This window comes from Roseateles sp. GW821-FHT09B06, assembly GCF_059418245.1.
Genome location: NZ_JBWKPM010000012.1, coordinates 73,664 through 96,467, shown reverse-complemented (window position 1 = coordinate 96,467; position 22,804 = coordinate 73,664). Strand labels below are relative to the sequence as shown.

Annotated in this window: 21 protein-coding genes; 7 read left to right on the top strand and 14 right to left on the bottom strand. The window is 69.5% G+C overall.

Going from position 1 to position 22,804, the window contains the following annotated elements:
- Positions 1–18: 18 nt before the first annotated feature.
- Entirely contained in the window at positions 19–900 is an 882-nt protein-coding gene (locus AC07OQ_RS12820; RefSeq protein WP_495053517.1) for a PIG-L deacetylase family protein, read from the bottom strand.
- Between the two features lie 68 nt (positions 901–968).
- Complete coding sequence (locus AC07OQ_RS12815; RefSeq protein ID WP_495053516.1) at positions 969–1,931, bottom strand: DMT family transporter; 963 nt, start codon at positions 1,929–1,931, stop codon at positions 969–971.
- Between the two features lie 196 nt (positions 1,932–2,127).
- Here AC07OQ_RS12815 and AC07OQ_RS12810 point away from each other — a divergent pair, with 196 nt between their 5' ends.
- From AC07OQ_RS12810 to AC07OQ_RS12800, 3 genes are all read left to right on the top strand, one after another.
- Positions 2,128–2,421, top strand: a complete 294-nt coding sequence (locus tag AC07OQ_RS12810) for a hypothetical protein (RefSeq protein WP_495053515.1) — start codon at positions 2,128–2,130, stop codon at positions 2,419–2,421.
- Between the two features lie 70 nt (positions 2,422–2,491).
- On the top strand, positions 2,492–3,247 hold the full coding sequence (locus tag AC07OQ_RS12805; RefSeq protein WP_495053514.1) for a hypothetical protein: 756 nt from the start codon (positions 2,492–2,494) through the stop codon (positions 3,245–3,247).
- 138 nt (positions 3,248–3,385) lie between these two features.
- Positions 3,386–4,048 carry a hypothetical protein gene (locus AC07OQ_RS12800; RefSeq protein ID WP_495053513.1) on the top strand — a complete coding sequence of 221 codons (663 nt, stop codon included), beginning with the start codon at positions 3,386–3,388 and terminating at the stop codon, positions 4,046–4,048.
- 16 nt (positions 4,049–4,064) lie between these two features.
- Here AC07OQ_RS12800 and AC07OQ_RS12795 read toward each other — a convergent pair whose 3' ends face one another.
- The 6 genes from AC07OQ_RS12795 to aptA form a co-directional block, all read right to left on the bottom strand.
- Positions 4,065–4,238 carry a hypothetical protein gene (locus AC07OQ_RS12795; RefSeq protein ID WP_495053512.1) on the bottom strand — a complete coding sequence of 58 codons (174 nt, stop codon included), beginning with the start codon at positions 4,236–4,238 and terminating at the stop codon, positions 4,065–4,067.
- A 148-nt stretch (positions 4,239–4,386) separates the two neighbouring features.
- Positions 4,387–5,886: an aldehyde dehydrogenase gene (locus tag AC07OQ_RS12790; protein WP_495053511.1), complete on the bottom strand. Its 1,500-nt coding sequence runs from the start codon at positions 5,884–5,886 to the stop codon at positions 4,387–4,389.
- A complete protein-coding gene (locus AC07OQ_RS12785; RefSeq protein ID WP_495053510.1) occupies positions 5,883–7,277 on the bottom strand; it encodes an aspartate aminotransferase family protein in 1,395 nt (464 codons plus the stop codon). Before AC07OQ_RS12785 ends, AC07OQ_RS12790 begins: the two co-directional genes overlap by 4 nt.
- 11 nt (positions 7,278–7,288) lie before the next feature.
- Positions 7,289–8,656, bottom strand: a complete 1,368-nt coding sequence (locus tag AC07OQ_RS12780; RefSeq protein WP_495053509.1) for a glutamine synthetase family protein — start codon at positions 8,654–8,656, stop codon at positions 7,289–7,291.
- 53 nt (positions 8,657–8,709) lie between these two features.
- On the bottom strand, positions 8,710–9,483 hold the full coding sequence (locus AC07OQ_RS12775; protein WP_495053508.1) for a gamma-glutamyl-gamma-aminobutyrate hydrolase family protein: 774 nt from the start codon (positions 9,481–9,483) through the stop codon (positions 8,710–8,712).
- A 43-nt stretch (positions 9,484–9,526) separates the two neighbouring features.
- Positions 9,527–10,861 carry an omega-aminotransferase AptA gene (aptA, locus tag AC07OQ_RS12770; RefSeq protein WP_495053507.1) on the bottom strand — a complete coding sequence of 445 codons (1,335 nt, stop codon included), beginning with the start codon at positions 10,859–10,861 and terminating at the stop codon, positions 9,527–9,529.
- Between the two features lie 132 nt (positions 10,862–10,993).
- Here aptA and AC07OQ_RS12765 point away from each other — a divergent pair, with 132 nt between their 5' ends.
- Entirely contained in the window at positions 10,994–11,464 is a 471-nt protein-coding gene (locus tag AC07OQ_RS12765) for an Lrp/AsnC family transcriptional regulator (RefSeq protein WP_495053506.1), read from the top strand.
- On the opposite strand, the gene AC07OQ_RS12760 is transcribed toward AC07OQ_RS12765, so the two are convergent.
- The 3 genes from AC07OQ_RS12760 to AC07OQ_RS12750 form a co-directional block, all read right to left on the bottom strand.
- Positions 11,436–12,356 carry a DMT family transporter gene (locus tag AC07OQ_RS12760; protein ID WP_495053505.1) on the bottom strand — a complete coding sequence of 307 codons (921 nt, stop codon included), beginning with the start codon at positions 12,354–12,356 and terminating at the stop codon, positions 11,436–11,438. The genes AC07OQ_RS12765 and AC07OQ_RS12760 overlap by 29 nt on opposite strands.
- A 54-nt stretch (positions 12,357–12,410) precedes the next feature.
- Positions 12,411–13,211: a ferritin-like domain-containing protein gene (locus AC07OQ_RS12755; RefSeq protein WP_495053504.1), complete on the bottom strand. Its 801-nt coding sequence runs from the start codon at positions 13,209–13,211 to the stop codon at positions 12,411–12,413.
- Between the two features lie 76 nt (positions 13,212–13,287).
- Positions 13,288–14,211, bottom strand: coding sequence for a hypothetical protein (locus AC07OQ_RS12750; RefSeq protein ID WP_495053503.1), 924 nt, complete (start codon positions 14,209–14,211; stop codon positions 13,288–13,290).
- A gap of 235 nt (positions 14,212–14,446) precedes the next feature.
- Between AC07OQ_RS12750 and AC07OQ_RS12745 the strand changes: the two genes are divergently transcribed.
- The 3 genes from AC07OQ_RS12745 to AC07OQ_RS12735 all read left to right on the top strand — a co-directional run bounded on the left by AC07OQ_RS12745 (position 14,447) and on the right by AC07OQ_RS12735 (position 19,705).
- Complete coding sequence (locus tag AC07OQ_RS12745) at positions 14,447–14,971, top strand: gamma carbonic anhydrase family protein (RefSeq protein WP_495053502.1); 525 nt, start codon at positions 14,447–14,449, stop codon at positions 14,969–14,971.
- 8 nt (positions 14,972–14,979) lie between these two features.
- The gene (hslO, locus tag AC07OQ_RS12740; RefSeq protein WP_495053501.1) at positions 14,980–15,954 is read left to right on the top strand and encodes an Hsp33 family molecular chaperone HslO; all 975 of its coding nucleotides are present in this window, start codon (positions 14,980–14,982) and stop codon (positions 15,952–15,954) included.
- Between the two features lie 181 nt (positions 15,955–16,135).
- Positions 16,136–19,705 (top strand): hypothetical protein, encoded by a 3,570-nt coding sequence (locus tag AC07OQ_RS12735; RefSeq protein ID WP_495053500.1) that lies wholly within the window; start codon positions 16,136–16,138, stop codon positions 19,703–19,705.
- A 16-nt stretch (positions 19,706–19,721) separates the two neighbouring features.
- Here the strand turns inward: AC07OQ_RS12735 and AC07OQ_RS12730 are convergent, their stop codons facing one another.
- From AC07OQ_RS12730 to pnuC, 3 genes are all read right to left on the bottom strand, one after another.
- Positions 19,722–21,407 (bottom strand): bifunctional metallophosphatase/5'-nucleotidase, encoded by a 1,686-nt coding sequence (locus AC07OQ_RS12730; protein ID WP_495053499.1) that lies wholly within the window; start codon positions 21,405–21,407, stop codon positions 19,722–19,724.
- An 82-nt stretch (positions 21,408–21,489) separates the two neighbouring features.
- Positions 21,490–22,164, bottom strand: coding sequence for an AAA family ATPase (locus AC07OQ_RS12725; protein WP_495053498.1), 675 nt, complete (start codon positions 22,162–22,164; stop codon positions 21,490–21,492).
- Positions 22,161–22,802 carry a nicotinamide riboside transporter PnuC gene (gene pnuC / locus AC07OQ_RS12720; protein ID WP_495053497.1) on the bottom strand — a complete coding sequence of 214 codons (642 nt, stop codon included), beginning with the start codon at positions 22,800–22,802 and terminating at the stop codon, positions 22,161–22,163. Before pnuC ends, AC07OQ_RS12725 begins: the two co-directional genes overlap by 4 nt.
- Between the last annotated feature and the right edge of the window lie 2 nt (positions 22,803–22,804).

Genomic DNA, 22,804 nt, shown 5'->3' with positions numbered 1-22,804 from the left:
GGGGATCTCACGGGGGCATCAGGTCCGCAGCCAGCGGCCGTCGAGGGCGGCATCGGCCGGGCACAGGCGGGGGCTCAGATCTTGTTGGGGGACACCGCGCTCCCAGCGGGTCAGGCGGTACAGGGTCGCGAAGCCATAGGACGGCACGGCGCTGCCGGCGCCGGCGATCAGTTCGCCGCCGCGGCGCACGCCGTCGGCCAGCCAGGCCGGCAGGCGCAGATGGTAGGGGTTGCGTTCGATCTCGCCGCGATGGCAGGCCAGGGCCTGCACCAGGCGGGCGGTGTCGGCCACGCCGGTCTCGACCATCCAGTTGGGGGCGGCCATCGTGGCCCAGAACTCGGTCTCGGCCAGCACGCAGGACAGGCCTGTTTCGCGCAAGGCCTGGCTCAGCAGCTTGTGCACGCCCTTGTGCGTCGGGATGCCGTCCTCGGCATGCGGGGCCAGCAGCAGCGTGGGACGCTCCTCGTCCAGCAGCTCGGCCACGCAGCGCAGATGGGCGCACCAGAGCTGGGGCGAGCGGGCCTCGGTCTCGGGCTTGACCTGCGCCAGGCCATGCTCGGCCAGACGGATATTGTCGAAGCCCAGCAGGTCGCAGGCCGCCTCCAGCTCGCGCCAGCGCGGCTCGCGGCGTTCGGCCTTGCTGCCCAGCGTGACGGCGATATTGGTGACCCGCCAGTCGGCCTCCTGGCGCAGGCGCAGGGGCAGGGCACCGACGATGCATTCGTCGTCCGGGTGGGGTGAGAACACCATGCAATGGCCGGGCTTGGCGGCGCCGCGCGTGGCCGCGGCAAGAGGCCGTTCGGCCGGTACCTGCAGCAGGGCGGCGAAGCTGGCGACCCAGGCGCGCCAGCTGGCGAAGTCGGCGTCGGGTGTTGGGGCGGGAATGGATGCGGGCAACATGCGCGTGCAATGGTAGGGCATTGGTATGGCCGGGTCGGGCCGCCGGGGCATAGCTTTTGTTGCGGGCCTTATGCCTTCCCTGAGGCCCTTCCTGATGCCGTCCCTGATGCTGCCCCAGGTGCCTTCTTGCCCGGGGCCGTGGCCAGCAGCACGCCGGCCAGCGCCAGGCCGTAGGCCAGCAACTGCAGGCCGCTCAGGCTCTCGCCCAGGAAGAGCAGGCCCATCAGAGCCGTGGCGATCGGCAGGAAGACCATGAAGACGCCCGCCTGGGCCGCCGGCACCCGGGCCAGACCGGTCATCCACAGCCAGACCGTCACCATGCTGGCGGCCGTGGCATAGAAGGCCAGCAGCCCCCAGTGCGCGGTCGCGGGCAGGGCGAAGTCAAAGCTCAGCGCCTGCCACAGGCCCAGCGGCGTCACCAGCGCCAGGCCCCAGAGATTGATCAGGCTGCTGATGCGCTTGGCCGAGATCTGGGCGGTCAACTGCTTGCCGATCACCACATAGCAGGCCTCGCAGAACACGGCGGCCAGCAGCAGGGCCGCGCCGAGCGGCGAGGTCGCGCCGCCATCGCGCCCGAGCGCCACCAGCGCGATGCCCAGCACGCAGCAGGCGATGCCGGCCAGCACGCGCCGCGCGATGCGTTCGCCCAGCAGCAGCCAGCTCAGCAGGGCCACGGCCGCCGGGATGCCCGCCATGATGACCCCGGCCACCACGGCCGAACTGCGCTGCAGGCCGAACAGCAGGCAGATCGAGAACAGGAAATTGCCGATGAAGGATTCGAGGAACAGCAGCCGGCGCGAGCGCGCATCGAGCCGTGGTTCATCGGCGGGGCGCCTGACCCAGGGCAGCATCAGCAGCGCCGCGATGCCGAAGCGCAGCCAGGCCAGCAGGAAGACCGGGAACACCGCCAGCAGCAGCTTGGACAGGCCCACATAGCTGCCGACCAGGCCGGTGCTGAGGGCCAGGCAGGCATAGGCCAGCCAGGGGATGGGATGGGGGCGGTGCAAGGCGGTGGTGGGGCGGTGGGCCATGGCGGCGAAGCCCGCATCATGCCCGCAGTTCGCGCCGCCCATGGCTGACCGGCATGGCCGTTTGTCCTACAGGCAACCGCGCCGCCGGCCCACAAGGGGGGCGTAGCAGCATGCCTAGACTGAAGTCAGCCGATTCAAAGCGATCGGTTTTTCCATTTCCTACGCCCCTATCGGGGCCCAACCGCAGGAGTAAGACATGACGACATCCAAGTCTCTCAGCGCCGGTCTGACCGCCGCCGCCCTGATCGGCGCGATCGGCTTTGCCTATGCCCAGTCCAGTACCGATGCCGCCGCGCCGGCCAGCCAGGACATGACGCAGCAGCAGCAGCAGCCAACCCAGGAACAGAGCATGCCGCAGCAAAGCACCCAGCCCGAGCAGGGCTCGACCGTGCAGCCCAGCGACAGTTCGGCTCAGGGCAGCACGCCGAGCCCGAGCAGCGGCACGGACACCCTGCCGTCCGAACGTGCACCGCAGGCCGACCGCAACTGACGAACCTGCATGACCCCGGCCCCCTGGTGCCACCCGGTGCCAGGGGGCTTTTCAAGCGCCGAGCGACACCATGAGCCTTGCCTTGCAGCGACCCGCGTCCTTGCCGGAATGGCTGGATGGTCTCAAGCCGGGCCTGCTGCTTGGTGCCGCCGTCCTGACCCTGCTGATTCCGCCGCGCCCCAGCATCGCGCCCCAGGCACCGCTGCGTCCGGCTCAGACGCGAGCGGCCGCGGAGCCACCTCTGCAGCGCCAACTGGAGCTGGCCGGTACGGCGGTCTCGCCCGCGGCGCGGCGGGTGGCGCAATGGGTGGTGGATGCGGCCGACAATGGCACGCGGCCGTTTGCCATCATCGACAAGCGCCGGGCCCAGGTGCTGGTGTTCGAACCGGACGGCCGGCTGCGCGGCGCCACGCCGGTGCTGCTGGGCTATGCGGCCGGCGATGACAGCGTGGTCGGCATCGGCCAGCGCCCGATCGAGCAGGTGCGGCCCGAAGAGCGCACCACGCCGGCCGGCCGTTTCATGGCCGAGCCCGGGCGCAACTCCCTGGGCGAAGAGGTGGTGTGGGTGGATTACGGGGCGGCGGTGTCCATGCATCGCGTGCGCCTGACCGACCCGCGCGAACGCCGGGCGGAGCGTCTGGCCTCGCCCTCGCCCAAGGACAACCGCATCAGCTACGGCTGCGTCAATATGCCGCCCAACTTCTTCGAGCAGGTGCTCTGGCCGAGCTTCCGCGGGCGCGGCGGTCTGGTCTATGTGCTGCCCGAGGTACGCCCGCTGGAGCAGGTGTTTCCGGCGTTGGCCGGCACGGTTACAGCTTCGCGCTGAGAAGCGTCACTTATTGACGGGGCAAGGCCCGAATTCGGGGCTTTTCCAATCCTTGCAACCGAGAGATTTCGGTAGCATCTGCTTGCAGAGCCTGGCTATCGCGTCCGGCTTCGGCTGGACACGAAGGCGGCAGGCAGTATGGCTTCTTGGATTCGGTGGGCGCACGGCGCCTGGATGGCGCTGGGTTGCGCGGCGGCGCTGGCGCAAGGGGGACTTCCCGCCGGCGCGGCGGCTCCCGATTTTCTGGGCGAATCGGCTTCGGCCGAGGTGCGGCGCACCGCCGACCAGGCCCTTGGCGGCGGCGATGCGGGCGGGCGGCCCTTCGCGATCGTCGACAAGAAGTCGGCGCGTCTCTACGTCTTTTATGCCGATGGCCGCCTGGCCGGCGCCAGCGCCGCCCTGCTGGGCCTGGCGCGCGGCGACGTCTCGCCAGCGGGCATCGGCCAGCGCGTGCTGAGCGGCATCGCGCCGCAGGAGCGCATCACGCCGGCCGGTCGCTTCGACTCCGAACCCGGCCGCAATCTGAAGGGCGAGGCCATCGTCTGGATCGACTACGAGGCCGCGGTGGCCATCCACCGTCTGCGCCCGGCCCCGCCCGCCGAGCGCCGCCCGCAGCGCCTGGCCTCCGACAGCGCCGGGGAGCGGCGCATCTCGCTGGGCTGCGTGGTCGTCAGCGCCGAGTTCTACGACGAGGTGGTGGCCCCGCTGCTGGGGCGCCGACGCGGGGTGGTCTATGTGCTGCCCGAGATGAACGCGAGCAGCCTGGCCGGCACCGTGGCCGACAGCGGCCGGTCGCTCTGAGCCGCCCGATGTCCGCTCAAGCCGTCTGCAGTGCCCGGCCGGCGCCGGCCGACATCTGTTCGCTCTTGTGCTGCAGATAGCTCAGCAGGCGAAAGCGCCGGAAGGTGCGGCGGATGTCGGTGCTGACCGCGTTGACATAGCGATGCGGCTTGTTGCCCAGCAGGTGGCGGCTCGGTTGGGTGGTGGTCATGATGGGCTTCCTTTGAGTTAGTGGCGGACCATGCGTCGGGCCCGTGACTCAACGATAAGGGCGATGGCCGGCGCAAAAAATGGCCGGCTCGGCAAGTGACCGTTTGTGTTTTTGCAATGACGGCCGACGCGACCGCGACATCCGGGTCTCAGCCGGCGCTGCCGTTGATGCGCAGCCAGGTGGTCTTCAGCTCGGTGTATTTGTCGAAGGCGTGCAGGGACTTGTCGCGGCCGTTGCCGCTCTGCTTGTAGCCGCCGAAGGGCACGGTGATGTCGTCCTCGTCGTACTGGTTGACGTGCACGGTGCCGGCCTTCAGCGCACGCGCGACCCGATGCGCCCGATCGATGTGGGAACTCCAGACGCTGGCCTGCAAGCCGTAGCTGGAGGCGTTGGCCTGGGCCACCGCGTCGGCCTCGTCCTTGAAGCGCAGCACGCTCATCACCGGGCCGAAGATCTCCTCGCGGGCGATCTTCATCTCGCCGCTGACGCCGTCGAACACCGTGGGCTCGACATAGAAGCCGCCGCTCTCCAGGCGCGCCTGGCGGCCGCCGGTCACCGCGCGCGCGCCCTCGGCGCGGCCGCTCTCGATATAGCCCATCACGGTGTTCAGCTGCACCTCGTCGACGATGGCGCCCATCACGGTCTCGGCGTCCAGCGGGTCGCCCGGCTGATAGCGCGGCGCCTGGGCCGCGACCAGTTCGACGAACCGATCGGCGATGCTCTCGTGCACCAGCACGCGCGAGGGCGCGTTGCAGCTCTCGCCCTGGTTGAAGAACATCGAACCGGCCACGGTCTTGGCGGCGCGCGCCAGGTCGTCGAAGTCGGGGAAGACGAGGACGGCCGACTTGCCGCCCAGCTCGTTGTAGACCCGCTTCAGATTGGAGCGGCCCGCGTACTCCAGCATGCGCCGGCCGGTGCGGGTGGAGCCGGTGAAGCCGATCGCGTCCACGTCCATGTGCAGGGCCAGGGCCTCGCCGGCCTCATGGCCATAGCCGGGCACCACGTTGAACACGCCCTCGGGGATGCCGGCCTGCAGCGCGATCTCGGCTAGGCGCAGCGCGGTGAGCGGCGATTTCTCGCTGGGCTTCAAGACCACCGAGTTGCCGGTGGCCAGGGCCGGCCCCAGCTTCCAGGCGGCCATGATCATCGGGTAGTTCCAGGGCACGATGACGCCGATCACACCCATGGCTTCGCGCTGGATCAGGGCCAGGGCGTTCGATCCGGTCGGCGCGATCTCGTCGTAGACCTTGTCGATGGCCTCGGCGTACCAGGCGATGCAGCGCGCCGCCGCCGGCACATCGACCGCCAGCGCGTACTGGATGGGCTTGCCCATGTCCAGGGTTTCCAGCAGGGCCAGCTCGTCCTTGGCCGCCAGGATCAGTTCGGCAAAGCGCAGCAGGGTCTTCTTGCGCGCCGCCGGCGGTTTGCCGGCCCAGCGGCCCTCATTGAAGGCGCGGCGCGCGGCGGCCACGGCCGCGTCGATGTCGGCGGCCCGACCGCGGGCCACCGCACCCAGCAGGCGGCCGTCGATCGGCGAGCGTTTCTCGAAGCTCTGGCCGTCCGCGGCGGCAATGCGCTGGCCGGCGATGAAGGCACGGCCGTCGATGGCCAGCTCGGCGGCACGCTGGTGCCAGGTCTTGTCGTTCATAGCAGTTGTCTCTCTCTCAGTTCCGTCCAGGTCAGGTCCAGGCAACGCCGCACCAGGGCCAGCATCTCATCGATCTGGGCATGCGTCATCACCAGCGGCGGCGCGACGATCATGCGGTCGCCGACGGCGCGCATGATCAGGCCTTCGCGGAAACAATGGGCGCGGCACAGCATGCCGACCGCCAGTTGCGGGTCATAGCTTGCCAGGGACGCCTTGTCCCGCACCAGTTGCAGCGCGCCCATCATGCCGCAGCTCTGCACCTCGCCGACCAGCGGGTGTTCGCTCAGCGCGGCCAGGCCGCGGGCCAGGTAGGGGCCGCTGTCTTCACGGACCTTGCGCACCAGATCCAGCTCGCGGATCAGGCGCAGATTGGCCAGGGCCACGGCGCAGGCCGTGGGGTGGCCGGAATAGGTGAAGCCATGCTCGAACTCGCCGCCCTGGTCGATCAGCGCGCGCGCGACGCGCTCGCCGACCAGCACGCCGCCCAAGGGGATGTAGCCCGAGCTGACGCCCTTGGCGAAGCTCATCAGGTCGGGTCGGAAGCCCTGGGTCTCGCAGCCGAACCAATGGCCGTTGCGGCCGAAGCCGCAGATCACTTCGTCGCTGACGACGAGGATGCCGTACTTGTCGGCGATGCGCTGGATCTCGGGCCAGTAGCTGGCCGGCGGCACGATCACGCCGCCGGCACCCTGCACGGGCTCGCCGATGAAGGCGGCGACGTTCTCGGGGCCGAGTTCCAGGAGCTTGGCCTCCAGCCAGCCGGCGGCCTGCAGCCCGAAGTCCTCGCGGCTCAGGGCGCGGTCCGAGCCGAACCAGTGCGGCTGGTCGATATGGTGGATGCCCGGGATCGGCAGGCCGCCCTGGGCATGCATCGCGGCCATGCCGCCCAGCGAGGCGCCGGCCATTGTCGAGCCGTGGTAGCCGTTGATGCGGCCGATGATGACATGGCGCTGCGGCTGGTCTTGCAGGTCCCAGTAGCGCCGCACCATGCGCACGACGGTGTCGTTGGCCTCGGAGCCGGAACAGGTGAAGAACACATGCTCGAAGCCCGGCGGCGCAATCTCGGCCAGCAGTTCGGCCAACTGGATGGCCGGCGGCGTGCTGGTCTGGAAGAAGGCGTTGTAGAAGGGCAGCTCCTGCATCTGGCGCGTGGCGGCGTCGATCAGGGCCTGCTGGCCGTAGCCGAGGTTGACGCACCACAGGCCGCTCATCGCATCGAGGATCCTGTGGCCCTCGCTGTCCCAGAGGTAGATGTTGTCGGCGCGCTCGATGATGCGGGCGCCGCGCTGTCCGAGGGCCTGGTAGTCGGTGAAGGGGTGGAGGAAATGGCTGCTGTCGGCGGTCTGCCAGTCCCGGGTGCTGCGCTTCTCGATCTGGGCGGTGTGGTTCATGGTCGTCCTCCTCAGACATGCAGCAGCAGATGCTCGCGTTCCCAGGGCGAGATCACCTTCATGAACTCGGCGTACTCGATCTCCTTGATCTCGGTGTAGACGGTGACGAATTCCCGGCCCAGCACCGCCGCCAAGTCGTCTGCGGCACGCAGCTGTTCCAGCGCCTCGCCCAGGCTGCGTGGCAGCTGGTAGTCGCCGAGATAGGCATCGCCCTTGCACTCGGGTGCCGGCTCGATGCGGTGCTTCAGACCGAGGTAGCCGCAGGCGAGCGTGGCGGCCAGCGCCACATAGGGGTTGGCGTCGGCGCCGATCACGCGGTTCTCGATGCGGCGATTCGCCGGTGGCGCCACCGGCGCGCGGATGCCGACGGTGCGGTTGTCCGTGCCCCATTGGATATTGATCGGTGCGGCGGTGAAGCGGGCCAGGCGCCGGTAGCTGTTGACATAGGGCGCAAACAGGGCCATCGCGGTCGGCACATATTTCTGCAGCCCACCGATGAACCAGTAGAACTCGCGGCTGGCCGAGCCGTCGGCGTTGCTGAACAGATTGAGCCCGCTGGCCAGGTCCAGCACGCTCTGGTGCACATGCATCGCGCTGCCGGGCTCGCCGGCGATCGGCTTGGCCATGAAGGTGGCGAACATGTCGTGGCGCAGCGCCGCCTCGCGCACCGTGCGCTTGAAGAAGAACACCTCGTCGGCCAAGGCGAGCGGGCGGCCGTGGAAGAAGTTGATCTCCATCTGGCCGGCACCGATCTCGTGGATCAGGGTGTCCACGTTCAGCTCCATCTTCTCGCAGTAGTCGTAGACATCCTCGAACAGCGGGTCGAACTCGTTGACCGCATCGATCGAATAGGCCTGACGCGAGGTCTCGGCACGGCCGCTGCGGCCCACCGGCGGCTTCAGCGGCATGTCGGGATCGGTGTTGCGCGCGACCAGGTAGAACTCCAGCTCGGGCGCGACCACCGGGTCCCAGCCCTCGGCGGCATAGAGTTCGCAGACGCGGCGCAGCACCGAGCGCGGCGCAAAGGGCACGAGCTTGCCGTGCCGGTCGAAGCAGTCGTGGATGATTTGCGCGGTGGGGTCGGCAGCCCAGGGGACGATGCGCGCGGTCGTCGGGTCGGCGCGCAGATGCATGTCCATGTCGTTGGGGCTGATGACGTCGTAGTAGGGCCCCTCGTCGGGAAACTCACCCGTCACGCCCATCGCGACCACGGCCTCGGGCAGGCGCATGCCGCGATCCTCGGTGAATTTCTCGCGCGGCAGGATCTTGCCGCGCGCCACGCCGGTGAGATCGGGCACCAGGCACTCGATCTCGGTGACGCGATGCTCACGGAACCATTGTTCCAGCGCGCTGAAGGTGAACTCGTCTCGGGCCGCCATTGCTTGCTCCTCATCTTGCTGAAGGAATCGGGAAGGGTGATGGGGCCTGGGCGCTAGGTCTCCGGATCGCGCTGCCGATAGTCGTGGCAGGCCCGGCCGAAGGCCTGGAGCAGGCGCATCGACACCGGGTTGCCGGCGGCCTGCCACTCGGGATGCCATTGCACGCATAGCGCGAAGCCTGGGGCGGACTCGACGCTGAAGGCCTCGACCAGACCGTCCTCGGCGCGGGCCTCGATCCTCAGGCCCGGGGCCAGGCGCTTGATGCCCTGGCCATGCAGGGAGTTCACCGCGATGCGCTCCCGGCCGTCCAGCAGCCGGGCCAGCGTGCCGCCCGGCAAGACCTGGACCTCGTGGGCGAAGTCGTACTGCTGCTCGGGCGTGCCGGGGCCGGCGCGATGGTCGTTGAGCCCGGGCTGTTCCTGCACCGCCTGGTGCAGGCTGCCGCCTAAAGCGACATTTGCCTCCTGGAAGCCGCGGCAGATGCCCAAGAGCGGCATGCCCAGCGCCAGGGTCTTGGGGATCAGCGGCAGCACCCATTCATCGCGCACGCGATCCTGGGGCAGACTCTCATCATGCGTGCGCTCGCCGTAATGGCTGGCGTGCACATTGCTCTTGGAGCCGGTCAGCAGCACACCATCGGCCAGGGCCAGCAACTCGTCCAGCTCCTCGGGTGAGGAACTCGGCACGATCAGCGGCAGGCAGCCGGCCAGGCGCACCGCGTCGAGGTACTTCTTGCCGGCCATGTGGAAGGGGTGCTTGCCCATCATGCGGTTGCAGGCCGGCACCAGCACCACGGGTTTATTGCGATCGGATCTGCGGCTCGTCATAGACAACCAGGGCCAACATCGTTGACCCCATCATGCACCGAAATCAGGCTGCCCGTTTCAAGGCGCCGCGCAAGGTATCGATGATCTGGTCGATATGCGAGCGCTCGATGATCAGCGGCGGCGAAAGCGCGACGGTGTCGCCGGTGGTGCGGATCAGCACGCCTTTCTCCCAGCAGTCCAGGAAGATGTTGAAGGCGCGCTTGGCCGGCTCGCCGGGCAGGGGGGCGAGCTCCACGCCGCCGACCAGGCCGATATTGCGCACGTCGATCACGTTGGGCGCATCCTTCAACGCATGCAGGCACTCTGAGAAATAGCCCTGCAACTCGGCCGCGCGCGTCAGCAGGCCTTCCTCGGCATAGGTGTCCAAGGTGCCCAGGGCCGCGGCGCAGGCCAGCGGATGGGCCGAGTAGGTGTAGCCATGGAAGAACTCGATCAGGTGCTCGGGCCCGTTCATGAAGGCGTCGTGGATCTTGTTGGACGCAAACACCGCGCCCATCGGTACGCAGCCATTGGTCAGGCCCTTGGCCACGGTCATCAGGTCGGGCGTGACGCCGAAGGTCTGGGCCGCAAACGGCTTGCCGGTGCGGCCGAAGCCGGTGATGACCTCGTCGAAAATCAGGAGGATGCCGTGCTTGTCGCAGATCTCGCGCAGGCGCTGCAGATAGCCTTGCGGCGGGATCAGCACGCCGGTGGAGCCGGCGACCGGCTCGACGATCACCGCGGCAATGGTGCTGGCGTCATGCAGCGCGATCAGGCGCTCCAGGTCGTCGGCGAACTCGGCGCCATGCGCGGGCTGGCCGACCGTGAAGGCATTGCGCGCCGGGTCGTGGGTGTGGCGGATATGGTCGACGCCGCCCAGCATGGTGCCGAACATCTTGCGGTTGGCGACCATGCCGCCCACCGAGATGCCGCCGAAGTTGACGCCGTGGTAGCCGCGCTCGCGGCCGATCAGCCTTGTGCGCGCGCCCTCGCCGCGCACCCGGTGGTAGGCGATCGCCATCTTCAGGGCCGTGTCCACCGACTCGGAGCCCGAGTTGGTGTAGAACACCTTGTCCAGCCCCTCGGGGCTGATCTTGGCCAGACGCTCGGCCAGCTCGAAGGCCTTGGGGTGGGCCATCTGGAAGGGCGGCGCGAAATCCAGCTCGGCCGCCTGATCCTGGATCGCCTTGACGATCCTGGGCCGGTTGTGGCCGGCATTGACGCACCACAGGCCCGCGATGCCGTCCAGCACCTGGCGGCCCTTGTCGTCGGTGAAATACATGCCGTCGGCACGGGTCAGGAGGCGCGGCGCCTTCTTGAACTGGCGGTTGGCGGTGAAGGGCATCCAATACGCGTCGAGTTTGGCGTCGAGTTTGGCGTCGAGCTTGGTGTCGGTCATGGCGGGCTCCTGAAGATCGCTCCAGTCTAGGCAAGCGCGCGCGCAATGTGCATGCGTCCCCGGGCCGCGTAAACCCGAGGTTTTGCATCTTCATGCGATAGTCCGGCGACTCAATCGCAGGAAATTCGAACGATGGGCTCGGAAGTGCAACTGGATGCGATCGACCGCGGCATCCTGAACGAACTGCAGCGCGACGGGCGCCTCTCCAATGTGGAGCTGGCGCAGCGCGTGCACCTCAGCCCCTCGGCCTGCCTGCGGCGGGTCAAGCAGTTGGAGGAGGTCGGGGTGATCGCGCAATATGTGGCGCTGGTGAACCCCAAGGCCGTGGGCCGGCCGGGCACCAGCTTCACGATCATCAATCTGGAGCGCACCACCCCCCAGGTGCTGGCCGCCTTCGAGCAGGCGGTGCGCGACGTGCCGGAGATCCTGGACTGCTTCTTCGTCGCCGGCAGCAACGACTACCTGGTGCGCTTCGCCTACAAGGACGCCGAGGACCTGGAGCGGGTGCATGGCGAGGTGCTGATGCACCTGCCGGGCGTGGCGCGGGCCAACTCGATGCTGGTGCTGCGCACCGTCAAGAAGACGACAGGCTTCGAGCTCTGATGCCCTGCCACAAGGGCAGCAGCTGGATCAGCAGCATGCTGCCGAGGATCAGCGCGCAGCCGGCCAGCCCGGCGGCATTCAAGCGGTCGCCCATCATCAGGTAGCCGAAGATCGCCGCGAACAGGGTCTCGGACGAGAGGATGATGGCCGCGTCGGCCGCATGCGCATAGCGCTGGGCCACCACCTGGGCCGTGAAGGCCACGCCCACCGACAGCACGCCGGTGTAGACGATCGGCAGGGCCGCCGCCTGCAGGCCTTCCCAGGACATCGGCTCGAAGGCCAGCGCATAGGCCAGGGCCAGCAGCCCGCAGACGAGGAACTGGCCGCCGGCCACCAGGAAGGGCGCGGCCATGCGGTCGGCCACCCGGCCGACCAGCAGCACATGCAGGGCCCAGGGCAGGGCCGAGGCGATCACCCAGGCATCGCCCGGGCCGATGTTCAGCTCATGCGCGCCTGACAGCAGGAAGGCGCCCACCAGGCAGGCCAGCGCGCCCGGCCAGACCGACCAATGCGGCAGATGCCGCATCAGCAGCCAGCCCAGCACCGGCACCAGGGGCACGTACAGGGCCGTCAGGAAGCCGGCATTGGTGACCGTGGTCGAGACGATGCCGATCTGCTGCATCGCCGCGCCCAGCAGCAGCAGAGCGCCCAGGCCGGCGATCTTCAGGCCGTCGCCGCGCCGCAGCGGCCGCCTTTGACCCTGCAACTCCTGCCGGGACTTCTTCCATTCGCACCACATTAGCGGCGCTACCACCAGGGCGCCGATCAGGAAGCGCACGCCGGTGAAGGCCATCGGACCGATGTCCGCCATGCCCTGGCTTTGCGCCACAAAGGCCGAGCCCCAGATCAGGGCGATGACAACGAGCAGCAGATTGGCTTGGACGCGGGACAAGGTGGCACCGGATTTGCGGGAAAACCCGCGATTCTACGGGCGACCTGGCTCGGGCTACTCGGCCTGCAGATAGGCCAGCTCCTCGGCGCTGAAGCCGGCCGCATGGCGTGCGGCGAGGTTGAAGGGCGGCCGCAGGCGCGGCGCCTCGTACCGCTTGACCAGGCCCGGATAGATGGCCACCGGATCCAGGCCGCGCTGGCGGCATAGATGCCGGTACCAGCGGTTGCCGATCTCCACATGGCCGATCTCGTCGCGCAGGATCACGTCCAGGATCTCGACCGCGCGCTGGTCGCCGGCCTTGGCGAGCTTGGCCTGCAGCGGCGGCGTGGCGTCCAGCCCGCGCGCCTCCAGGGTGCGCGGCACCAGGGCCATGCGGGCCAGCACGTCGCCGGCGGTACGCTCGGCCATGGTCCAGAGGCCGTCGTGGGCGCCGAAGTCGCCATAGGCAAAGCCCAGGCCCTGCAGATGCTCGTGCAGCAGGCCGAAATGCAGCGCCTCCTCGGACGCGACCCGCAGCCAATCCAGATAGAACTCGCGCGGCATGCCGGCGAAGCGCCAGACCGCGTCGAGCGCCAGATTGATCGCGTTGAACTCGATATGCGCGATCGCATGGATCAGGGCGGCGCGGCCCTCGGTCGTGAAGGGCGAGCGCTTGGGCACCTGCAGCGTGGGCACCAGCAGCGGCCGCTCGGGCCGGCCCGGCAGGCCGTCCGGGCGTTCGATCGCGCGCTGCGGATCCGGCGCGCAGGCAGGGCTGCCGTCGGCATGCAGCGCCCGGGCCGCCGCGGCTTTCTCGGCCGGGTCGCGCAGGCAGAGGATGCGCAGGGCTGCGGTGCGGAGCTCGCTATCGTTCATGGCAGGGGCGGGATGATACGCCGGCCGCCCCTGCCGGGGCGAACCGCCCGGCGTCAACGCAAGTCGCCCCAGGGCCTCAGCGCAGCTCGCTCCAGGCCTTGGTGCTGCGGGTCTCGAAGTTGCCATCGCCGTCGGCGTCCAGCTCCAGCAAGGCCTGGGCGGCGTTCTGGGCGCTGAGACGCAGCTTCGAGCCGTTCGCGCCGCTGATCAGCATCTGGCCGCTGGACGGAAATTCGGCATTGGCCGTGGTCACGAAGGGGGTGGGGGTGTCGATGCGCACGCTCTTGCCGTCCAGCAGGCTGCTGGTCACCGTCGCGCTGGTGCTGCTGGTGCTGCCGCCGGCGGCGGGGACGCGCAGGCTCAGGCGCGTGTCGCGCAGGCTGTGGCTGAAGGGCTGGCCGGCCTCGGTGCCGGCAATGGTGAAGGCGTCCACCACCAGGGTGAACTCGGTCGTGCCGCTGGCCACGCTGAGCAGCATGTCCAAGCTGCCGTTGCCGGTGGCGGTGTCGCTGCCCTCGGTCACGGTGAAATCGCCCAGGGTCAGTTGCAGCGTGGCACTGTAGCTGCTGCTGCCGAAGCTGCCGCTCAGGGCCTTGGTGTTCAGCCCCAGCTTGCCCTGCAGGGTCAGGCCATCCTCGCGGCAGCTGCGGGCTTCCGCGCTGAGGCTGTCGCCCACGTCCCAGTTGGCGTTGTTGTTCTGGTCGTTGAAGCTGACCAGCAGGCTGCCGCCCTGCGAGCAGGCGAGGGTGTCGCTGCTCACGGCGGCGGGACGCACCTGCTGCGCCTTGGCCAGGCGGCTGTTCTGCCGCGCGGCGGCGCTGCCGGGCTGCTCGCCGAGCGCGAAATCGCCGGTGTCCAGCAGATAGCCGGACGAGGACACCACGACCCGGGCCACCTGCTGGTAGTTCGCCGCGCCGATGCTCAGGCTGCTGGCGGGGGCGGGCGAGCTGGGCGTGCCGCTGTCGCCGCCCCCGCCGCCGCAGGCGGCGAGCAGGCTCAAGCCCAGTGCGCCGAGGGCAAGGCGGATGGCGTGGTGGCGGCCTACGGCCCGTTTCGGCTGCTTCGATGTCATGTTGCTTCCTCCCTTGTTGATGCGCTCGCCCGGCCGCGGGGCGGCCGCTTTGGCGCGGTTTGGCGCGGTTTATAGCACCGGCCGAAGGGCGCATACGAGCCCCCGAGGGGGTGAAGGACAGCCCCCTTAAAATCCGCTATTGCCACAAAATTCGGGAGCCTCGATGGCCATCTATCAACTGGGCGAGCATGTGCCCGATGTCGCGGACTCGGCCTGGGTGGCCGAATCGGCCCAGGTGATCGGCCGGGTCAGCTTGGCCGAGGACTGCAGCGTGTGGTTCAACGCCACCTTGCGTGGCGACAGCGAGCACCTGACGATCGGCCGCGGCACCAACATCCAGGACGGCTCGGTGCTGCATGCCGACGCCGGCTTCCCGCTGGTGCTGGGCGAGGGCGTGACCGTCGGTCACCAGGTGATGCTGCACGGCTGCAGCGTGGGCGAGAACTCGCTGGTCGGCATCGGCGCCGTGGTGCTGAACGGCGCCAGGATCGGCAAGAACTCGCTGGTGGGCGCCGGCGCCCTGGTGACCGAGGGCAAGGAATTTCCTGACGGCGTGCTGATCGTCGGCAGTCCGGCCAAGGTGCTGCGCGAGCTCAGCCCGGCCCAGATCGAGGGTTTAAAAGCCAGCGCTCGCCACTACATAGCGAATTCGCGCCGCTACGCGGCGGACCTGAAAAAGATTGCTTGAGATCCCCAATGAGTGAACTGCACAAATTCCTGTTCGAGGGCCTGCCGGTGCGCGGCATGCTGGTGCGCCTGACCGAGGGCTGGCAGGAGGTGCTGAAGCGCCGCGCCAGCCGCGAGGCCTACCCGGCCGAAGTGCGCCAGCTGCTGGGCGAGATGGCGGCCGCGGGGGTACTGATGCAGTCCAACATCAAGTTCAACGGCGCCCTGGTGCTGCAGGTGATGGGCGACGGCCCGGTCAAGCTGGCCGTGGCGGAGGTGCAGCCGGACCTGGCCTTCCGCGCCACCGCCAAGGTGGTGGGGGCGGTGCCGGAAGGCGCCAAGCTGGAGGCGATGCTGAACGTCCATGGCCGGGGCCGCTGCGCGATCACGCTCGATCCCAAGGACAAGTTTCCCGGCCAGCAGCCCTACCAGGGCGTGGTGCCGCTGCATGGCGACCAGCGCGAGCCGCTGCAGAAGGTCTCCGAGGTGCTGGAGCATTACATGCTGCAGTCGGAGCAGCTCGACACCAAGCTGGTGCTGGCCGCCAACGACGAGATCGCCGCGGGCCTGCTGATCCAGCGCCTGCCGGTGCAGGGTGAGGCCAATCTGGAGGGCCGGGCGCCCAGGAACGAGGACGACATCGGCCTGTCGGATGCCTTCAACCGCATCAGCATCCTGGCCGCCACGCTGACCACCGAGGAACTGCTGACGCTGGACGCCGACACCATCCTGCGCCGCCTGTTCTGGGAGGAGACGGTGCGCCGCTTCGAGCCGCACAAGGGCGAAAACGGGCCGCGCTTCGCCTGCAGTTGCTCTCGAGAAAGAGTCGGTCAGATGCTCAAGGGCCTGGGCCGCGAGGAGGTCGATTCGGTGCTGGAAGAACGCGGCCAGGTCGAGATCGGCTGCGAGTTCTGCGGCCTGCAGTACCACTTCGATGCGGTGGACGTGGGCGGGCTGTTCACCGCCGGGCTGCAGCAGCAGCCCAGCAGCGACACGTTGCAGTAGCCGGCCTGCCGGCGCTGGCCGGCGCCATCCCCCCGGCTGCGTAGGCCGAAGCGGCTTTCCCCATCCTGCACGATGACCGGGGCGAGCCGAGCTGCCAGTTTCCGAGCCAAGCCCATGGCGCCGCGGTGCCATGGCCTGCGATGGCGATGCGCGTGTGCGCATGAGGACGCGGGAGCTTGGCATGTCGGACGGTCGTGGCACCTCATTTCCCTGGGCCAGCATGGCGGTGCTGGCCGCCTTTGTCACCAGCACCCAGCTGGTGCCACAGGCTTTCGAGCAGTTCCGCCCGCCGGAGAAGGAACGCGGCGTCAGCAGCAGCAGCGTGATCGACCAGCAGATCGATGCCCGGCTGTGGGAGGACCCCTTCCTGGCGCTGCGGCGCTTCGAGTCCGAATGGCTGGAGCGCTGCGAGAAGCGCGACAAGGAGGCCCGCGACTTCCAGGCCTGCAAGGACCGCGCGCTGCGCGGCCGCAATCAGGTAGACGATCTTCGCGCGAGCCTCGACCTGGCGAATGATGGCCCGCAGGACGACAGCCTGGTGGTGGCCGTGATGATGCCCGGCAACCCCTTCGTCGGCGCCGAGGAGAGCCGCCGGCGCAGCCGCTATGCGGTGCTGGCCGGCCTGCAGGCCCAGGGCTATGTGCCGCGCCAGGCCGAGCGCCTGGGGCTGCTGCGCGTCGAGCTGGCGAGCCTGTCGGCGTCCGCGCCGCAAGGGCCTGCGGCCACCTCGGCCGCTGCCCCGTCCACCACAGCGCCATGTCCGTCGGCGATGCAGCCGGCCATGCCGCCGCCTGCTGCTGCTGCGTCGGCGGCGGCGTCGGCGCCGCGTCAGCCGATGTTCTATCTGCCCTACGAGCTGCTGACCGACGGCGCGCCGCCGAGCCCCGGCCAGGCCAAGACGCGCTACCGTCGCATGCTGCTGCTGTGGCTGGACGAGACCGCCATGCCGGCCCCCAGGCTCGATGCGCTGGCGCTGCTGTTCCAGCAACTGCTGATCACCCATGCGGATCCGCCGGATCACAAGCATGTCTGGCCGCGGCTGCCGCGGCTGGCCGTCATCGGCCCCTCGTCGACCGACGCGCTGCGCAATGCCCTGGCGGACCTGAAGCGGGTGGCCGCGCTGTGTCCCTCGCCGGCGCGTGCCGAGCCCCGCCGCACAGATGGCAGCCCGACCGAGGTGCCCGAGGCGATCCATCGGCGCGGCACGCTGGTCGAGGGCTACTGGCATCTGTCGCGGGCCGAATTCCTCAGCCCCGCCTCGACGGCCCCGAACAAGCTCCTTGAGGAGCTGGACACGCAGCGCCTGCCGCAGTTCCTGAACACGCAGTTCGAGCATTTGCTGCATCCCCATGCGCCGCCGGAGATCGACTTCAAGCGCACGATTGCCACCGACAACAAGCTGATCGGCGAGTTGCTCGATGAGCTGCGCCTGCGTCTGCCCGAGCAGGGGCCGCGCCGGGTGGTGCTGGTGGCGGAGCGCGATTCGCTGTACGCGCAGGCGCTGGTGAGCGAGTTCAGGCAGCGGCTGGAGGGCGATGCGAACCTGCGGGTCGAGCCGGCCTACTTCTTCCGCGGCGTCGACGGCGTGACCGTGCGCGAGGGGGGCGCCAAGGAGGGCGCGGTGCCCGCCGCGGGCACGGCGCGCGCGCCGGATGCCGACCGGCACATCGAGTGGCCGGAGTCGCGCGATCAGCTCGACTATCTGCGCCGCCTCTCGCAGTCCCTGCAGCGCAGCGAGCTGGAGGTGGGCCGGGTTCCGATCGGCGCGATCGGCGTGTTGGGCAACGACGTGCACGACAAGCTGCTGGTGCTGCAGGCCCTGCACGACAGCTTCCCCGACAAGGTTTTCTTCACGACCGACATGGATGCGCGCTATCTGCATCCGCGCGCGCGGCCCTTCACGCGCAATCTGGTGGTCGCCAGCAGTTTGCCGCTGGAGCTTCCCAATGGGCTGTCGCCCGCGGCGGGCACGGACCTGCAGGCCGGCACACCGCCCTTCCGCGATGTCTACCAGGCTTCCATCTACCTGGCCGCGCGCCGCGCGGCCTGCCGCAGCGAGGACTGCAAGAGCACCGAACTGCGCGCCGCCAAGCCGCTGCTGGACCGGCCCTCGCTCTATGAGGTGGGGTTGAACCGTGCGGTGCCGCTCGGCGGCTATGCGCGCGAGCAGGCGCCGCCGCGCTTCACGACCCAGGGCCTGGTGGCGGCCCTGCTGGCGGCCGCGATCAGTTCGGCCCTGCTGCTGTGGCCCTCGACGCCGGCGCTGCGCCGGGCCCGTCAGGCCCTGCTGAACCGGCCCGGCGCGGACGAATGCCTGGACCTGCCGAGCCTGGGCCTGGTGGCCTTGCATCTGGCCCTGCTGGCCTATGCCCTGGGTACGCTGGTCGAGCTGGTGCGGCCCGGACGCCTGGAGTTTCTGCATATCCTGCTGATGGCGGCCATGGCGGCCGTCGTGGCGCTGCTGGCCTTGGCCTCGCGCTTGTGTGGCGCGTCGCGCCTGCCCGCCGTGCCGGCGCCGACGGCGGCGCGCGACTGGTTCTATCCGGCCGTGCTGACTTGCGTGGCCGTGGCGGTGCTGGGCATGGCCTGGCCGCGCGCGGACGGCATGACCTGTCCCGAGTGCGAGCCGGTGGCCTGGCTGGAGGGCGTCAGCGCCTGGCCCTCGCAACTGCTGCACCTGCTGGCGCTGCTGGCCATCCTGGGCACGCTGGACCATGTCTGGGCGGCCTGCCTGCACGGCCAGGGTGAGGATGAGGCCTGGCTGGGTCTGGCGGTGTCCCGCGAGGCCGACGAGGAAGCGGATGCGATGCGGCCCGGCGTGACACGCTGGTTCCGGCATTTCACCGTGCTGGGCTGGCGGGTGCCGGCGCGGACGCAGCGTTTCGTCGAGCTGTGGCGGCAGTACCAGCGGCGCGGCGCCAGCCGGCCGCGGGTGCTGCGCACGCTGGCCGGCTATCTGCTGACCGTGCTGCTGGTGTCGGCGCTGTTCCTGGCAATGAGCGGCGGTCAGGTGCCCGAGGTGCCGGTGCGCGGTCACGAGCATCGCCAGCTGGTGCGCTGGACGCTTTACGCCATCCTCTTGCTGCTGCCCTTGGCGGTGGTGGCGGTGGCCGACGCCACGCTGCTGCTCTACCGCTTCGTCCACCATCTGAACAGCCGGCGCAGCGCCTATCCGGCGCCGGTGCTGCGGCGCTTCGCCGACGAACTGGGTGCGGCACATGGCCCGCTGTGGTGCACGCCGCTCGCGGCCGCGCCGGCTGCGCGCCATGACGCGAACGCCGCGGGCGAGCACAGCCTGCTGGACAACTGGATCGATGTGGCCGTGGTGGCGCGCCTGAGCGAGCGCATCGCGCCGCTGGTGATCGGGCCCTTCGTGGTGCTGGCCCTGCTGCTGGTGGCACGCAGTCGCCTGTTCGACAGCTGGGCGCTGACCGTACCGATGGCGGTGGCGGCCAGCGTCTTCCTGCTGGGGCTGCTGGTGCTGGCGGCGATGCTGAAACTGACGGCCGAAAGTGCGCGGCGCTGCGCCCTGATCAGCATGGAGGCGGATCTGCGCTGGCTGATGGGCAGCGACAACAAGGAGCTGCTGGTGCTGGTCGAGCCCTTCAAGCGCCTGATCCTGGCGGTCGAGCACAACCGCCGCGGCGCCTTTGCCGATTTCTTCGACCAGCCGCTGCTGAAGGCCCTGCTGGTGCCGCTGGGCGGGGCCGGCGGCGTGCAGCTGTTCGACTACATGATGCTGGCGCGCTGATGAGTCCCGGGCGGGGTCAGTTCAGGCGCTGCACCCGGTCCAGCGCGGCGGGCTGCAACTGGGGCCTGGCCCTGATGTAGAGCTCCAGCGCGTCGACATCCATCGGGCCGATCAGCGGATCCCTGCCTTCGGTGAAGACGCGGAAGGCATCGCCGCCGCTGGCCACGAAGCTGTTGATCGTCACGCGATAGCTGGCCGCCGGGTCCAGCGGCTGGCCCTTGAGCCTGATGCTGCCCGGCACGACGCGCGCGCCCAGCGGTGCCCTGGCGTCCCAGGTGTAGGCAAAGCCCTCGGAGACCTGCAGGATCTGGTTGCCCTGGCCCTCGGAGCGGAACTGCTGCTCGAGCACGCGGCGGATCTGCTCGCCGCTGAGGCTGAGCGTCACCAGGTTGTTGGAGAAGGGCTGGACCGAGAACACATCGCCATAGGTGATCTCGCCGCCGGGGCGGCGCGTCAGGGCCTCGCGCACGCCGCCGATGTTCATCAGCGCGATCACCGCGCCGCCCTTGTCGGGGCCGCTGCTGGCCGCCAGCTGGGCGTCGGCCACCAACTGGCCCATCGCGGTGGCGCCGGCGGGGCTCGGCTCGCGCGAGATGGTGGCGCCGAGGCTGCCCACCACGCGGCCGGCCAGCGGCGCGGCGAGCTTCTCGTAGGTGGCGATCAACGCGCTCTGGGCCGGGTCCTTGGCGTAGCGGTCCAGGCGCACCACCACGTTGTTGGCGCGCGCGCCGATCACGTCGCGGCTCTTGGGGTCGAGCTGCAGGTCGATGTCGGTGACCAGGGTGCCGTACTTGTCGCCGCTGGTGACCAAGCGGCCGTCGATCTGACAGGTGTAGGCGCGGTGCGTGTGGCCGCTGACCACCAGGTCGACGGCCTTGTCGAGCTTCTTGACGATGTCGACGATGGGGCCTGAGATGCCCGGGCATTCGTTGGGGCCGCCGGTCGGCACGCCGCCCTCGTGGATCAGCACCGCGATCGCCTCGATGCCCTTGGCCCTGAGCTCGGGCACCAGCTTGTTGACGGTCTCGGCCTCGTCGTCGAAGCGCAGGCCGGCCACGCCGGCGGGCGTGACGATGTCCGGCGTGCCCTTCAGGGTCAGGCCGATGAAGGCCATCGGGATGCCCTGGAAGTGCTTGACGTAATAGGGCGGCAGCACGGTCTTGCCGGTCCGGGTGTCCCAGGTGCTGGCGGCCAGGTACCGGAATTGCGTGCCCTTGAAGCGGGTCGGGCCCCGGCAACCGTCCTTGGGATGGCAGCCGCCGTACTGCTTGCGCAGCAGCTCGGCGATGCCGCCGTCGAATTCATGGTTGCCCACGGCGGCCACGTCCAGGCCCATCAGATCGAGCGACTCGAGCGTCGGCTCGTCATGGAACAGGGCCGACAGCAGGGGACTGCCGCCGATCAGGTCGCCGGCGGCGACGAAGATATGGTTCGGGTTGGCGCGGCGCAACTCGGCCACCGCGGTGTGCAGGCTCTCGGCGCCGCCGGCCGGCACGACGACCAGCTTGTTCGGATCGGCCGGGTCTTCGCCCTTGAGCCGGATGCCGCCGGGCGAGGGCCTCAGGTTGCCGTGGAAGTCGTTGATCGCCAGCACCTTGACCGAGACGGGCCCGGTGGGCGTCGGGGCCTGCGTGGCGCAGCCGGCGAGGAGCAGGGCGCTGGCGACAACGGGAAGGGTGCGGCCAAGGGGACGGGTCTTCATTGGAGTTCTCGGAAGTGCGGGCGGGATGGCCGCAAACTATAGCTGGCAAACGTTTGCTGCCGCAAAGCAGGAAGGCCCGGATTCAGCGCAGGCGTGCGCGCAGCAGGGTGGCATGCTCGCATTCCGGCACATCGCAGTCCTGGCAGAACCAGGCTTGCTCGGGCAAGCCGTCCTGGCGCGCCTGCAGCCGGGTGAAGAGGCCGCCCGAACGTTGGCCCGGCGGGGTGCGGCGTAGCAGCAGGGTTGTGATGGCATTCAGCGCGGATTCCAGCCGGGCGCCGTCGCGGCCGGTGACGCTGCTCCAGCCCAGGCCGGCGCCCAGCAGGGCGCTGCGCAGTGCGGCATCCACCGGCTGCTGCACCTGCGGGCCGTCGCGCTGCAGGCCGTCGGCGACCCAGGGCAGGTCCAGCGCGGTCAAGAGGGTCAGCGCGCAGCGGCGCTGGAAGGCCAGGGCCTCGGCGGCGAGGCTGGTGTCGCCGAACAGCAGCTGGCTGTAGACGGCGGTCATCAGCGGCGTGGTGTCGCAGATCACGAGCTCGTGGGCCTGCGCCGCGGCGTCGATCCGGCGGGCCTGTTCGGCGGCGATGGCCGCCTGCTCGTCGGCGCGCGGCGTGCGGCCGTGCTGCTCGCACCAGGCGCGCAGGTACTCGGGCACGACGCTGCAGGAGAGCCCGGTGTCGGCCGCAAGGCGCAGGGCCAGGTCTTGCGCCAGCCGGCTCTTGCCGGTGCTTTCGGCGCCGACGATGGCGATCTTCACGCGCGAGCCCTGGCGGGCGCCAGCTGCCGCTGCCAGGCGCGCCAGCCGGCCACCGACATCGGGATGAAGACCGCGTAGAGCAGCACCGTCAGCCAGTAACCCTTGTAGGCGAACAGCGCGACGCTGACCGCATTGACCAACACCCAGACGCTCCAGTTCTCCTGGTACTTGCGGCCCAGCAGGTACTGGCCCAAGAGGCTGGCGACCGTGGGGAGGGCGTCCCAGTAGGGCAGGGGCGAATCGGTCTGGCGGTCCAGCAGCAGGCCCAGCAGCGGCCAGGCGGCCAGCACGGCCACCAGGGCCAGCCAGCGGCCGCGCGGGCTGAGCAGGCGCACATGCAGCTTCTGTCCGCTGGCGTCGCGGCCGCGCAGCCATTGCCACCAGCCCCACAGCGCCAGGCTGGCGAACACCAGCTGCAGCGAGGCCTCGCCATAGAGCTTGCCGTCCCAGAACAGCAGGAAATAGAGCAGGGAGCTCAGCAGTGCCAGCGGCCAGGCCAGCACATGGACGCGCATATTGCAGATCACCATCCAGACCGCCAGGCCGAAGGCCAGGATCTCGGTCCAGGTGATGGGGCTGCCCAGCAGCTCGAAGGCGGGGACGAAGAGGGGGTGCAGCAGCTGCAGCAACGCGTCCATGA